Consider the following 13,396-nt stretch of genomic DNA (forward strand, 5'->3'; position numbering starts at 1 on the left):
CTTGCAGCAGCCCAAAACCCAGCGCGCCGGGCCGATCGCCCTCGGCGCGCTGGCTATGCTGCTCGTCGCCGTCATCCTCGTAGCGATCCTGACCGGCAAATATCCGGTGATGCCAGGCGACATCTTCGCCGTGGTCATGGCCAAGCTGTCGGGCGGCGAAAGCGGCGTTGCGCCGACGATCGAGACCGTGATCTGGAACGTGCGCCTGCCGCGCGTCTGCGCCGGCATCCTCGTCGGCGCTTCGCTGGCGGCGGCGGGCGCGGTCTATCAGGGCCTGTTCCGCAACCCGCTGGTTTCACCCGACATCCTCAGCGTCTCCGCCGGCGCCAGCTTCGGCGCGGTCGTGGGCATCTTCCTGTCGCTGTCAGTGCTCGCCATCCAGGGCCTCGCCTTCGCCGGCGGGCTGGCAGCTGTGGCAATCGTCTATGCCATCGGCTCGATCGTGCGCGAGCGCGACCCGATCCTCGTGCTGGTGCTCGCCGGCGTCGCCATCGGCGCGCTGCTTGGCGCCTGCGTGTCGCTGCTCAAGGTGCTCGCCGATCCCTACAACCAGCTGCCCGCCATCACCTTCTGGCTGCTTGGCAGCCTCGCCAGCATCAACCGCGCCGACCTTGGCTCCATCCTGCCCGCCGTCCTTGTCGCGCTGCTACCGATGGTGCTGCTGCGCTGGCGCATGAACCTGATGACGCTCGACGACGAGGAGGCGCGCGCGCTTGGTGTCGAGACACGCTGGATTCGAATCGTCATCGTCGCCGCCGCCACGCTGATGACCGCCGCCGCCGTCTCGATCTCGGGCATCATCGGCTGGATTGGCCTTTTGGTGCCGCATGTCGCGCGTATGTTCGTCGGGCCCGACTTCTCGCGCCTGCTGCCGGCCTCGATGCTGATCGGCGCCGCCTACATGGTCGGCGTCGACACGCTTGCCCGCAGCATCGCCGCGATCGAGGTCCCGCTGGGCATCCTCACCGGCGCCATCGGCGCGCCATTCTTCCTCTATCTGCTTCTGACGACCCGGCGAGGCTGGCAATAATGCTTCAGGCAACCGATCTCGCATTCGGCTATGGCCGCGTCAAAATCGGCCAAGGGGTCACGCTGTCGGTCGACCGCGGGGAAGTGTTGTGCCTGCTCGGGCCCAATGGCTGCGGCAAGACCACTTTGTTCAAGACCCTGCTCGGCCTGTTGCCGCGCCAGGGCGGCACGCTCGAACTCAACGGCAAGGACATCGCGACCTTCTCGCGCGCACAGTTCGCCCGCCACATCGCCTATGTGCCGCAGGCCACCGGCGCCTATTTCCCATTCTCGGTGTTCGACGTCGTCTTGATGGGCCGCGCCAGCCGCATCGACACCTTCGCCTCACCGACCATGGCCGACCGGGCGATCACGCAGGAAGCGTTGGCAGCCCTCGGCATCGGCCATCTCGCCACCCGCCCCTTCACCGACATCTCGGGCGGCGAAAAGCAGATGACGCTGATTGCCCGCGCACTCGCCCAGGAGCCCGAACTGATCGTGATGGACGAGCCGACGGCCAGCCTCGACTTCGGTAATCAGGCCCGCGTCTTGAGTCGCATTTCGAACTTCGCCGGCTCAGGCATGGCGGTGGTCATTTCCACCCACGATCCCAGCCATGCCTTTGCCTGCGCCAGCCGCGTCGCGCTGATGCAGTCGGGGGCACTGGTCGCCATCGGCAAGCCTGCCGACGTGCTGACACCGCAATCGCTGCAAGCTCTCTATGGCGTCGGCGTTGCAGTGGCCTATCTCGAACAGACCGGACGCCATGTCTGCACCCCAACCCTCAACGAAAGGAACTCACCATGAAGATCAGCGCCCGCGACCAGATCAAAGGCAAGATCGTCGAAGTGATCAAAGGCGCGACAACATCGCATGTCCGCATCGACATCGGCGGCGCCGTCGTCACCGCCTCGATCACCAACGAAGCGGTCGACGACCTGAAGCTCGCCGTCGGCAAGGACGCCTATGCAGTCATCAAGGCCTCCGACGTCATGGTCGCGGTCGACTGAGCGTGGTCCGCGAAAACGAAATCCGCGACGGCGAAAGCGCCGTCGCACTGCCCTCGGGTTACGATGCCGAGATCTATTTCATCGGCCGCATCCGAACGCCCTGGGACTCGCGCCTTTTGACCCCGCGACAGGGCCGCGCCGATGGCCCTGTCTGCCATATCGAGATTTTCGAGCCATGGGTGGCGGCCCTCGAGGACGTCGCGCAATTCGCACGCCTGGAAGTGCTCTACTGGCTTCACCTCTCCCGGCGCGACCTGGTGCGCCAGAGTCCGGCCAATGACGGCACCGCGCGCGGCACCTTCTCGCTGCGCTCGCCCGTTCGCCCCAATCCGATAGGCACCCAGATCGTCGAACTCCTGGGCGTCGAGGGCAACATGCTTTCGGTGCGCGGCATGGATTGCCTCGACGGCACGCCGCTGATCGACATCAAACCCGATCGGACGCTGTTCAGCCCCATCGCCCCGCTCCAGCCTGGAGACTTCCAGACCAGCTAATTCAGGCAGATCTCGGCCGCCATTCCATCTGCACTGCGCTTGGCCTCGGCGCCGACCGAATAGGTGGCGCATTCGACCGTATCGGCCATCTTGGCGCCGCCCAAATCGAACTTCATCGCCCGCGGGCCATCAGGGAAGACCTGCCGTTCAAGGATCCAGGTCAGCTGTTGCAGGACGATGCCGGGGTCCATGTCGGGCGAACGCCTGAGCACCGAATCGACGCCGAGCTGCGGATTGACGAGGCAATCATGCCAGGCCTGGCGCGTGATCGCCTGCAGCTTGCCGGCGAGACCCGGTTCCCGGTCCAGCACCGAATTCAACGCCACCAGCGCGCCCGAATAGATGTCGAGCCCGTTGTCGGCGAAATAGAGGAAGTCGAGGCCGCTGGCGTCGTGGCCACGCATCTGCATGGCAAACTTCAGCGTCGCATCGAAACAGGTCGCCGCCAGCACCGAGCGAGACGCCACCAGCCGGTCACGCTCTTCCGGCTGGACGCCGAGATAGGTGTAGCTGTCGGGCGCAAAGCCGTTGCGCTTGAGCAGCAGCGGTAGAAGCCGCGCCGAGGTGTCGCCGTTCGGTCCGCACAAGGTGCTGCCGGGAATATCGGCGAGGGTCAGCCGCTTGCCCTCGGAGACGTAGCCGAGGCAGCAGGGCGTGTGCTCATAGATCGGCACGAGACAGGAGATCTCGGTTTCGCCTGTGCGCAGCGCCCGCTCGAAGACAGAGGATACATCGCCGTATCCGATGTCGGCCTCATCGTTCACCAGCGCGCGCGTCACCAGCGACGAGCTGAAGCCTTCGACGAAGCTGCAGGACAGGCCATGGTCACCGAAATAGCCGGCGTCGGCTGCATGCAGAAACGGCGAATTCTGCCCTTGATACAGATAGTTGAGCTTAAAGCGCAGTTCCATTCCACAAAACCTCGAACTTTCGGAACGGCCGTTCTTGAGAAACAGATTCTCCAGAAACTATTGTATCCAAATTGGCCGCCGTCCTTGGTGGCTTTAGCAATTTGCGATATAACGCAAACATTCTGTTTTCAAGCAGCCCGTAAAAGGAGTGATCATGAGAATTGCGCGGACAGCCCTGCTGGCCCTCATTGCGATTTTCGGCGTGAGCGCAGCAAGTGCACAGGACTACAAGGCCGCCCTGGTTGCACCTGATACCATCACCGTCGGCACGTCAGGCTCGGCCCCGCCCTTCAGCATGACCAATGCTGCGGGCGAGCTTGAAGGCTTCGACATCGACGTCGTCAATCTCGTCGCCAAGCAGCTCGGCCTGACCGCCAAGTTCGAGAAGCTCGACTTCGCCGGGCTGTTGCCGGGCCTTACCGCAGGCCGCTTCGACCTGATCGCCTCGGGCGTGACGCGCACACCGGAGCGCCTGGCTTCGAAGGACTTCTTCCTGCTGTCGCCCTACATCGTCAACGGTGCTGCCATCACCCGCCGCGAGGCTGACACCGACATCGCCAGCTGGAAGGATGTCTGCGGCAAGACCATGGGCGCGGTGCGCGGCGGCGCCTTCCAGAAGGTCGCCAAGGAGAAGCTTCCGGCCGATTGCGTCACCAAGACCCGTGAGTATCCCGGCGCCACCGAGCTGTTCCTCGACCTCGAGAACCGCCGCATCGATTTCGCCGCCCACGACTTCCTCGGTCCGAAATACCTCGCCAAGTCGGGCAAGCTGACCGGCACTGTTACCCTCGACGACCTGTTGTCGACCATCACCCAGAGCGTTGCCGTCAGCAACAAGAACAAGCCGCTGGCAGACGCCATCGACGCCCAGTTCGAGACCTGGCGCAAGGACGGCACCCTGCAGGGCCTGGCCGACAAGTGGTTCGGCGCCTCCATCGACTGGTCGAAGGCTCAGTAAGAAGAGCTCGCCCGAGGGACGGCGGACATGGACATCGCACTTGCCTGGCTGCCGCGGCTGTTGGTTGCGGCAGCCCTCACCATCGGGCTGTCGGCAGTGGTCTTCAGCCTGTCGGCAGTCTTCGGCCTGTTGTTGTCCCTCGTCCACTACGGCCGCGAAAAATCCTGGCTCCGGAACGGTATCGAGGCGTTCAGCGCCTTCTTCCGCTCGGTGCCGGAACTCGTGGTGCTGTTCCTGTTCTTCTTCGGCGGGCCGCAGGTCGGCATCGACTTCGGCCCGATCGGCTCGACCATCATCGCCTTTACCCTCGTCGGCATCGCCTTCGACTACCAGGTGTTCAAAGGCGCGCTGAAGGCGGTTCCCTTCGGCCAATATGAGGCGGGGCTCGCGCTCGGCCTGCCGAAGCGGGTCGTGTTCCTGCGGGTTCTCGTCCCCCAGGTCCTGCCATTGGCACGCAAGGGCTGGATCACTTACGCCATCGGCACGGTCAAGCGCATGTCGATCGCCTCGGCGGTGTCGGTCAGCGAAATCCTCTACGTCACCAAGCAGGGCATCGCCGCCACCAACGCGCCCTTCACCTTCCTGACGCTCGCCGTCGGTCTCTACATCCTCATCGTCACGCCGCTGCTCGTCTTCAACGAGCGCAGGCCGAAACAGGCGGTAGCGCGATGAACATCCTGCTCGATCCGACCTACCAGCAGATGCTGTTCGACGGGCTGGCGATGACGCTGTTCGTCTCGGTGGTCGTCATCATCGTGTCGAACCTGTTGGCGCTGCCGCTGGCGATCTACATGCAGCGGCCCAAGGGCGCGTTTCGCCGCGTCATCATCGGCTACAGTTTCTTTGCCCGCGCGGCTCCCGTTCTGGCGTTGCTGTTTGCGCTCTATTATGGCCTGCCTCGCCTCGGCATCTATCTCGAGCCGGTGCCGTCGGCGCTGATCGGCCTGATCTTCGCCTCGACCGCCTACAATCTCGAATTCCTGCGCTCCGGCTTCGAGAGCATTCCCCCAGGCCAGCTCGACGCCGCCAAGGCGCTCGGCCTCAGGCCATTTGCGACCTATTGGAAGGTGATGATCCCGCAGGCCTACAGGCTGGCGGCACCGTCGCTGTTTTCCAATGCCATCCAGATGGTCAAGGGCAGCTCGCTCGCCAGCCTCGTCGCGATAGACGAACTGACGGCGGCCTCGACCGTCATCATCTCCGAGACCTACAAGGCCATCGAGGTGTTGCTGGTGGTGTCGGTCTTTTATCTCGTCATCGCCGCCGTCATCATCGCCTTGCAGTATATCTACGAAACCAGGCAGAGCGCGCGCCGACGCTGATCAGAGGATCCTCTTGCCAAAGGCGGACATGACGAAGTTGACCGCTTCGGTGGCGACGCGCGGCTCCGTCTCCGCGGCCAATCCCGAAACGTCCATCGACAGCATGCCGCCGGACAGCGCTATCGCCTCCATCGCCTGGTGCGTCTCGCGCACGGTCATGCCGCCGGAGCCACTCGCCCAGCCGGGAATTTCGGTGGCCGAAGGGGAATAGCTGACGTGGAAACCGACAGTTCCCGACGAGGCGATGCGGATTGCCTCGCGCATAACCTCGCGCATGCCGGAGCCGTCGACCTCTGCCATGGTGAAGGCGGTGACGCGCGAATCCTTGAGGATGCGCACCTCCGCCGGATCGGCCTCGCGCAGCCCGACGAGCACGACATTTTCGGGCGACAGCTGCGGCTGCAGCGCGCCGGGCTTGTGGTCGAGGCCGAGCAGCCGCGCCAGCACCGAGCGCTCCGGCGCCTCGACGCCCTCCTCACCCTCCGACATCAGCGCGGCAATGGAATCGATCCAGATCAGTCCCAGGGAATGTGTCGCCTCGGCTGCCGCCGCCAGCGCCTTCGACGCCGTGTGCCTGTCTGCGCCGGCGTGCAGTCTGACGAGGCCGGCCGGCGGATGCTCGGCATCGGCCATCTCGATGACGTCGAACTGCATCTGTTCGAGCCGCGTACCAACAGACTGTCTTGCCAGCAGTGGCGCGGCAGCAGCGTCGGCGACGATCGAGACCATACGCCGGCCGGTGAAATCGGCGATGTCGTGCATCGGCGCCTTCTCGACATATTCCGAGGTCATCGCCGTCAACAGCGCGCCATAGTTCATATGAAAGCTGACGCGGTCGCCGACGACGAGCGGCGGCTCGGCGTCGGTGATGTCGAGCACGAGATGGTCGCTCGACGCGCCCAGCACGCGCACGCCGGGATTGATCGGCACAAGGCCCTCGATCATCGTGTCCTCGCGGCCGATATTGGCGATACCGCGCAACCTGTCGCCCTCGTCGACGAACACCGGCTGGTTGCCGAAGGCGTCGTAGCCGGATTCGCCGATCGGCAGCGACGGCTTGAGCTTGACCTCGATCAGGTCGCCGGTGAGCTTGAAGGCGTTGAACTCCAGCTGCCGCCACGGCTCTTCCCTGAAGGTCTCGTAGCCGCCCTGCAGGATCGCCTCGCCGATGCGCAGATTGTTGATGCCGGCCGGCAGCCTGTTGTCCAGAAGCAGCGGCAGCGACGACGAATTGCCGCCCGACACCCAGTCGAGGCTGATGCCGGCAAGGCGCTCGACCTTGTAGGCATAAGCGACGAGCTGGTTGAGGTTCTCCTCCGTCGGCATGATGGCGCCGAAGCAGGTCAGGTTGGTGCCCAGGCCTGCGATGCGCACACCGGGCAATTCGAGCACACGCTCGACCGTCGGCAGAAGGTCGTTCGGCCAGATGCCCTCGCGCAGGTCACCGAGATCGACCATCAGCATGATGTCGTGGATACGGCCGATGCGCTGGGCAATGCGCGAGATCTCACGGATGATCTCCAGCTCCGACTGCAGGCTGATGTCGACGGTGCGCACCACCTCCTCGACCCGCGAAATCGGCGGGCTGCGCAACAGCATAACAGGGCAGCCGATGCCGCTTTCGCGCAGCCGGCGGATGTTTTCGAAACGCGACTCGGCCAGACCCCAAACACCGCCGCGCAGCATGGCGCGCGCCACCTGCGGCATGCCGCAACTGCCCTTGGTGACGCCGAACACCTTGATGCCGGATTGGCCCGCGCGCTCGACGACTGCCCGCGCATTGCGCTCGATGCGACCGAGATCGATGGCGACTTGCGGTCCAGACATGCCTCAGCCCCCGTAGACCAGCCCCTGTGGATCGATGTCGGGCTTGCGGCCGGCCACAAGGTCGGCAAGGAACTTGCCGGAGCCGCAGGCCATGGTCCAGCCGACATGGCCGTGGCCGGTGTCGAGATAAAGCCCCTTGTAGCGGGCCGGGCCGATGACCGGCACCGAGCCCGGCATCATCGGCCTGAGCCCGGCCCAGACCTCGGCCTTGCGCGGATTGAAGGCGCCCGGGAAAAGCTCCTGGCCGGCCTTGAACAGGCGGGCGAAATCGCTCGGCTTGTAGCTGCGATCGAAGCCGGCGAACTCGGCGGTCGCAGCCAGCCGCAGGCGATCGCCAAGCCTGGAATAGGCGATCAGATTGTCCTCATCGGCGCCGCCCATCGTCGGTCCCTTTTCGGGAACATCGAGCGGCACTGTCGCGGTGTAACCTTTGACCGGATAGACGGGCAGGTCGATGCCATGGCGGCGACCGAGCAATCCACTCTCGGGCCCCATGGCGATGACCACCGCATCCGCTGTGAGCACGCCGGCTTGCGTCTTCACCCCAGCGACGCGTTCGCCCTCGACGACCAAGCCCTCGACAGTGGTGTCGAACTTGAACGTCACACCCAGCCGCTCCCTGGCATAAGCGGCGAGCTTTTCGACGAACATGCGGGAATCGCCGGTCTGATCCACAGGCGAATAGACGCCGCCCGCAATACCGTCCTTGGCGGCCGCCAGGCCGGGCTCCAGCTCAACCATGCGATTGCGGTCGACGATCTCGATCGGCAGGCCGTGTTTTGCGAGGAAGCGGTAATTCTCGCTGCCTTCGTCGAGGCTCTTCTGCGAGCGGAAGAAATAGAGGATGCCCTTGCGCCGGTCGTCATAGCCGATGCCGGCTTCGTCGGAGATCTCGTTGATGCACTGGCGCGAATAGAGCGCGAGCCGGAGCTTGACCTCGCTGTTGGCGCGCAGCCGCGCCGTCGTGCACTGGCGCAGGAAGCGCAGGCTCCAGGCATAAAAATAGGGGTCGAGCCTGAGCCTGACCTTGATGCCGAGATCGGAGGTATAAAGCGAGCGGATGAAGGTCTTCAGCGCCGCCGGCGAGGCCCAGGCGGTGGCGTCGCCAGGCGAGACCAGGCCGGCATTGGAATAGCTCGTGCCGCGTGCCGCCGCCGGATGGCGTTCGACGACGGTGACCTCATGGCCGTCGCGCGCCAGGTAATAGGCTGCTGCCGTTCCGACCACACCCGCGCCGAGAACCAGTATCTTCATGCTGCCACCCCATAGAGCGTCGCGCAGTGCCCCTGGCACGCGGAAAGGACGCTCCAACTCTTTCTTGCGCATCGGCGATGCCGAGGATTGGCCGATGCACCAGGCTCTGGCGGGAACCCTTCACCGTGCGGGGTCAGGCCCCTTTGCCACCCATAACGCCTGGCGCTGCAATTATCGAGATGGGGCGGCGGATATCCACCACCTGCAGCTTATATAACGGAAGAGTTCTTGCGGCTGAGCAGCCGTTCCCAGTTCAGCGCGTCGCCGACGATCGCATCGAGATCGTCATGCTTTGGTGCCCAGCCGAGTTCGCCGCGCGCCAGATCCGAATTGGCAACGACAGAGGCCGCATCGCCCGGGCGGCGGACAGTCATCTCGACGGCGAAGTCGGCGCCATGGACGCGGCGCACGCTGTCGATCACCTGGAGTACCGAATAGCCGTGGCCGTAGCCACAGTTGGCGACGAGGTTGCCGCCACCGGCGCGCAGGCGAGCGAGCGCCAGGCGGTGCGCGGCGACGAGGTCGGAAACATGGATGTAGTCACGCACGCAGGTGCCGTCAGGGGTCGCATAGTCTTCGCCGAACACCTGCATCGAGCCGCGCTTGCCGAGTGCGGTTTCGCAGGCGACCTTAATCAGATGTGTCGCACCCTTGGTCGACTGGCCGGTACGGCCCTTGGGATCGGCGCCGGCGACATTGAAATAGCGCAGCGCCGTGTAGGTCAGTGGGTGGGCCGCCGACGCATCGCGCAGCATCCATTCGCTCATCAGCTTGGACAGGCCGTAAGGCGATTCCGGCGCAAGTCGGGCGTCCTCGACCACCGGCTCCATGCCGGCGGCGCCATAAACGGCAGCGGTCGAGGAGAAGATGAAATGCTTCACCCTTTCGCGTACCGCCGTCTCGATCAGGCTGCGCGTCTTGCAGGTGTTGTTCTCGTAATAGCCGAGCGGATCGGACACCGATTCCGGCACGACGATGGAGCCTGCAAAATGGATAATGGCGTCGACGCCATGCTCGCGGATCAACTGACCGACGAGATCCTTGTCGGCGACGTCGCCCCTGACCAGCGTGGCCTCGGGCGCCACCGCCCAGTCAAAACCTGTCGACAGCCGGTCGAGCACGACGACCTTCTCGCCTGCATCGAGCAGCTCCCAGACCATGTGGCTGCCGATATAGCCGGCACCGCCCGTTACCAATACCGCCATGACAACACTCCGCATCGCATCCGTCGCGCTCTGTGTAGCCCGACAATACCGGCAAATGCGAGATAGGACTTTCGCGGCGAGATCACGTTGACCATTCGGTCGCAGTGGAATTTGATCCACATCAAGGGACTTTTCGGCGTTCCGTGGTCGTTTGGGACGTCGAGGGCGTGGCATTTTGACCAGAAACGGTCGATGGACGCCGAACCGACCGTTGATTATGCTCACGGTTGAAAAATTGGGACGTCCATATGAACTACCAGCGGTTTTTCGAAGAAGCGATCGACCAGGTCCACGCCGAGCGCCGTTATCGCGTGTTTGCCGATCTCGAGCGCATCGTCGGCAAGTTTCCGCGCGCCATCTGGCGTGCCAACGGCAAAGCCGAGGAAATCACGGTCTGGTGCTCGAACGACTATCTCGGCATGGGCCAGCACCCCGACGTGGTCGCTGCCATGCAGCAGGCGGCCGGCAACATGGGCACCGGTGCCGGCGGCACGCGCAACATTTCCGGCAACAACCATCCGCTTGTCGAGCTTGAGCATGAGCTCGCCGACCTGCACGGCAAGGAAGCCGGCCTCGTCTTCACATCCGGCTTCGTCTCCAATGAAGCTGCCATCTCGACCATCGGCCGGCTTCTGCCGAACTGCCTGATCCTGTCCGACGAGCTCAACCACGCCTCGATGATCGAGGGCGTGCGTCGCTCGGGCGCCGAGAAGAAGGTGTTCCGCCACAACGACGTCGCCCATCTCGAAAGCCTGCTGCAGGCCGCCGGCCGTGAGCGCGCCAAGCTGATCGTGTTCGAGAGCGTCTATTCGATGGACGGCGACATCGCCCCCATCGCCGAGATCGCCGACCTCGCCGAGAAATACAACGCCATGACCTATATCGACGAGGTTCATGCGGTTGGCATGTATGGCGGCCGCGGCGGCGGCATCACCGAGCGCGAGGGCCTCGCCCACCGCATCGACATCATCGAGGGCACGCTGGCCAAGGCTTTCGGCACGCTCGGCGGCTACATCACCGGCACGCGCAGCGTCATCGACGCCGTACGCTCCTATGCACCCGGCTTCATCTTCACAACCGCCCTGCCGCCGTCCATCGCCGCGGCCGCGACGGCGTCGATCCGGCATCTCAAGAATTCGCAGGCCGAGCGCGACGCCCAGCAGCGCCAGGCGACGCACACCAAACAGGTACTGGCGGACGCCGGCCTGCCTGTCATGGAATCGGCAACGCACATCGTGCCGATCCTGGTCGGCGATCCCGAGCTGTGCAAGATGGCCAGCGACCGCCTGCTCGGCGTCCACGGCATCTATATCCAGCCGATCAACTACCCGACCGTGCCACGCGGCACCGAGCGGCTGCGTGTGACGCCGACGCCGTTCCACAGCGACGTGCTGATCGCCGAACTCAAGGCGGCACTCGTCGAGACCTGGAACGCGCTGGGCATTCCCTATCGCACCGAGGGCCACACCGAAGTTCCCAAGAGCGAACGCATCGTCTCGCTGCTGGTGCCGCAGTCGGGCGGCTGATTGCAGCTCATCTCATTTGAAAGGCCCGGAACCTGTCAGGTTTCGGGCCTTTCTTCATTTTGAGCCTTGGATTCGTCCAGGCCTATTGCTCCCTGATCCATCTGGCCAGCCGGTGCGACGCCTCCTCGACCTGGTCGAGGCGACGGTGGAAGCACAGACGCAGGAAGCCTTCGCCACCGGCACAGAATGCCGTGCCGGGTGCTGTGCCGACGGCGACCTTGTCGACGATGTCGAAAGCGGCAGCCTCGGCATCCTTCATGCCGTCGACGGCAAAGAACAGATAGAATGCACCCGGCGGCAGGCTGAAACGCACCTTGCCAGTCTCGCCCAGGATCCCGCAGACGATGTCGCGCGCCTTGTGGGCACGCTCGACCTGCTCGGCGATGAAGGCGTCGCCCTCGTCAAGCGCGGCGATGCCGCCACGCTGCATGAACTGCGCCACGCCGGAGCTCGAATACTGCACCAGATTCTCGAAGGTGCGGCTCAGCGACGGATGCGTCTTCAGCCAGCCGACGCGCCAGCCGGTCATCGCCCAGTTCTTGGAGAAGGTATTGACGAAAAGGATCCTGTCCTCCGGATCCATGATGTCCATGAACGACGCCGAGCGGCGGCCGTCATAGTGGAACAGCGCATAGATCTCGTCGGCAATGATCCAGAGGTTCTTCCGGCGCGCCAGATCGAGGATCGCCTGCAGCGTCTCGCGGTCGGCGGTCCAGCCGGTCGGGTTGGACGGCGAGTTGACGAAGATCGCCCTGGTGCGCGCCGTGACGGCGGCTGATATCTTCTCGACATCGCAGCTCCAGCCATTATCGGTCATGTCGAGCAGCACCGGCACCGACTTGACGCCGGCGACGCCTGCCGCACCGGCAAAGTTCGGCCAGGCCGGCGCCAGATAGATGGCCTCGTCACCAGCGCCCGCCGTCACCTGCAGCGCCATGGTGATCGCCTGCATGCCGCCGACGGTGACGATGAATTCGTTGGCGCCGAAGCCCTTGCCGAAATGGCGCTGGTAGTAGCGCGCGATCGCCTGGCGCAGTTCCGGAATGCCGGCCTGCCAGGTGTAGAAGGTCTCGCCATTAGCAAGGCCCCGCGCCGCTGCATCGCTGATGAAGGCCGGCGTCGGCATGTCGCTTTCGCCCGACCACATCGGGATGAGCCCGGCGCGGTCACGCCCATAATTGGCCACTGCCTCGATGCCGCTCATCGGCGCGCTGCGGGCCTCAATACGAACGGCGTCGAGAAGGCTCATGGTCACCCCAGGCTTGAATTGCTGCTTGGGCTTAGTCCTATCGTGCCGGCACAAACGAAAAAACCCCCGGTGGTCCAGCCAGCCGGGGGTTTTCGCGATGCCAGCTTCTGCAGGCTATTTCTTGGCGAGCAGGTCGCGGATTTCGGTCAGCAGCGCGACATCGGCGGGCGGAGGACCAGCCGGCTCGGCTGCCTTCTGCTTCTCCAGGCGCTTGCGCATCGTATTCACGCCCTTGACCATCAGGAAGATGATCCAGGCGAGGATCAGGAAGTTGATGACCACCGTGAAGAAGTTGCCATAGGCGAACACTGCACCCTGCTTCTTGGCTTCCTCAAGCGAAACGGCGGTCACCGAAGACGACAGCGGCAGGAAGTAGTTGGAGAAATCGAAGCCGCCGAACACCGCGCCGACGATTGGCATGATGATATCCCCGACCAGCGAGGAAACGATAAGGCCGAAGGCGCCGCCGATGATCACGCCGACGGCGAGATCCATCACATTGCCCTTGGCAATAAACTCCTGGAATTCCTTTAGCATTGAACCCTCCGTTCACGATCTGCAGAAAGGCGAATCGTTCCCCGCCAACCGTCGCCGCACGGCGTCACCATAGCAAAAACCGCCGGTTGCAAAAC

General features: G+C 64.2%; 14 protein-coding genes. 8 read left to right on the forward strand and 6 right to left on the reverse strand.

The annotated features are described in order from the left end of the window. Positions 1-55 precede the first annotated feature (55 nt). From SLT36_RS26825 to tsaA, 4 genes are read left to right on the forward strand one after another with little or no spacing between them, the layout of a single operon-like run. On the forward strand, positions 56-1,030 hold the full coding sequence (locus SLT36_RS26825) for a FecCD family ABC transporter permease (protein WP_432288506.1): 975 nt from the start codon (positions 56-58) through the stop codon (positions 1,028-1,030). Then, complete coding sequence (locus tag SLT36_RS26830; protein WP_432288508.1) at positions 1,027-1,815, forward strand: ABC transporter ATP-binding protein; 789 nt, start codon at positions 1,027-1,029, stop codon at positions 1,813-1,815. The genes SLT36_RS26825 and SLT36_RS26830 overlap by 4 nt, the downstream gene beginning before the upstream one ends. Next, a complete protein-coding gene (locus SLT36_RS26835) occupies positions 1,812-2,018 on the forward strand; it encodes a TOBE domain-containing protein (protein ID WP_432285024.1) in 207 nt (68 codons plus the stop codon). Before SLT36_RS26830 ends, SLT36_RS26835 begins: the two co-directional genes overlap by 4 nt. A gap of 2 nt (positions 2,019-2,020) precedes the next feature. Then, a complete protein-coding gene (tsaA, locus tag SLT36_RS26840) occupies positions 2,021-2,512 on the forward strand; it encodes a tRNA (N6-threonylcarbamoyladenosine(37)-N6)-methyltransferase TrmO (RefSeq protein ID WP_432285025.1) in 492 nt (163 codons plus the stop codon). Here tsaA and SLT36_RS26845 read toward each other — a convergent pair. After that, the gene (locus tag SLT36_RS26845) at positions 2,509-3,423 is read right to left on the reverse strand and encodes an ABC transporter substrate-binding protein (protein WP_432285026.1); all 915 of its coding nucleotides are present in this window, start codon (positions 3,421-3,423) and stop codon (positions 2,509-2,511) included. The genes tsaA and SLT36_RS26845 overlap by 4 nt on opposite strands. A gap of 154 nt (positions 3,424-3,577) precedes the next feature. Here SLT36_RS26845 and SLT36_RS26850 point away from each other — a divergent pair, with 154 nt between their 5' ends. The 3 genes from SLT36_RS26850 to SLT36_RS26860 are packed head-to-tail and all read left to right on the forward strand — an operon-like array spanning position 3,578 to position 5,703. Continuing rightward, the gene (locus SLT36_RS26850) at positions 3,578-4,381 is read left to right on the forward strand and encodes a substrate-binding periplasmic protein (protein ID WP_432285027.1); all 804 of its coding nucleotides are present in this window, start codon (positions 3,578-3,580) and stop codon (positions 4,379-4,381) included. A 27-nt stretch (positions 4,382-4,408) separates the two neighbouring features. Next, the gene (locus SLT36_RS26855) at positions 4,409-5,053 is read left to right on the forward strand and encodes an ABC transporter permease subunit (protein WP_432285028.1); all 645 of its coding nucleotides are present in this window, start codon (positions 4,409-4,411) and stop codon (positions 5,051-5,053) included. Continuing rightward, positions 5,050-5,703, forward strand: coding sequence for an amino acid ABC transporter permease (locus SLT36_RS26860; protein ID WP_432285029.1), 654 nt, complete (start codon positions 5,050-5,052; stop codon positions 5,701-5,703). The genes SLT36_RS26855 and SLT36_RS26860 overlap by 4 nt, the downstream gene beginning before the upstream one ends. Here the strand turns inward: SLT36_RS26860 and SLT36_RS26865 are convergent, their stop codons facing one another. The 3 genes from SLT36_RS26865 to galE all read right to left on the reverse strand — a co-directional run bounded on the left by SLT36_RS26865 (position 5,704) and on the right by galE (position 9,989). After that, positions 5,704-7,530, reverse strand: a complete 1,827-nt coding sequence (locus SLT36_RS26865; protein WP_432285030.1) for an alanine racemase — start codon at positions 7,528-7,530, stop codon at positions 5,704-5,706. Between the two features lie 3 nt (positions 7,531-7,533). Further along, positions 7,534-8,784, reverse strand: coding sequence for a D-amino acid dehydrogenase (locus tag SLT36_RS26870; protein ID WP_432285031.1), 1,251 nt, complete (start codon positions 8,782-8,784; stop codon positions 7,534-7,536). 209 nt (positions 8,785-8,993) lie between these two features. Next, entirely contained in the window at positions 8,994-9,989 is a 996-nt protein-coding gene (galE, locus tag SLT36_RS26875; protein ID WP_432285032.1) for a UDP-glucose 4-epimerase GalE, read from the reverse strand. A 248-nt stretch (positions 9,990-10,237) separates the two neighbouring features. On the opposite strand from galE, the gene hemA reads away from it, so the two are divergent. After that, positions 10,238-11,515 carry a 5-aminolevulinate synthase gene (gene hemA, locus SLT36_RS26880; protein ID WP_432285033.1) on the forward strand — a complete coding sequence of 426 codons (1,278 nt, stop codon included), beginning with the start codon at positions 10,238-10,240 and terminating at the stop codon, positions 11,513-11,515. Between the two features lie 82 nt (positions 11,516-11,597). Here hemA and SLT36_RS26885 read toward each other — a convergent pair whose 3' ends face one another. Together SLT36_RS26885 and mscL are read right to left on the reverse strand one after the other, a co-directional pair. Next, positions 11,598-12,764: a pyridoxal phosphate-dependent aminotransferase gene (locus SLT36_RS26885; RefSeq protein ID WP_432285034.1), complete on the reverse strand. Its 1,167-nt coding sequence runs from the start codon at positions 12,762-12,764 to the stop codon at positions 11,598-11,600. A 114-nt stretch (positions 12,765-12,878) separates the two neighbouring features. Continuing rightward, a complete protein-coding gene (gene mscL / locus SLT36_RS26890; RefSeq protein WP_432285035.1) occupies positions 12,879-13,301 on the reverse strand; it encodes a large conductance mechanosensitive channel protein MscL in 423 nt (140 codons plus the stop codon). Between the last annotated feature and the right edge of the window lie 95 nt (positions 13,302-13,396).

This window comes from Aminobacter sp. BA135, from assembly GCF_050859125.1.
In the GTDB taxonomy this organism is placed as follows: Bacteria; Pseudomonadota; Alphaproteobacteria; order Rhizobiales; family Rhizobiaceae; genus Aminobacter; species Aminobacter ciceronei.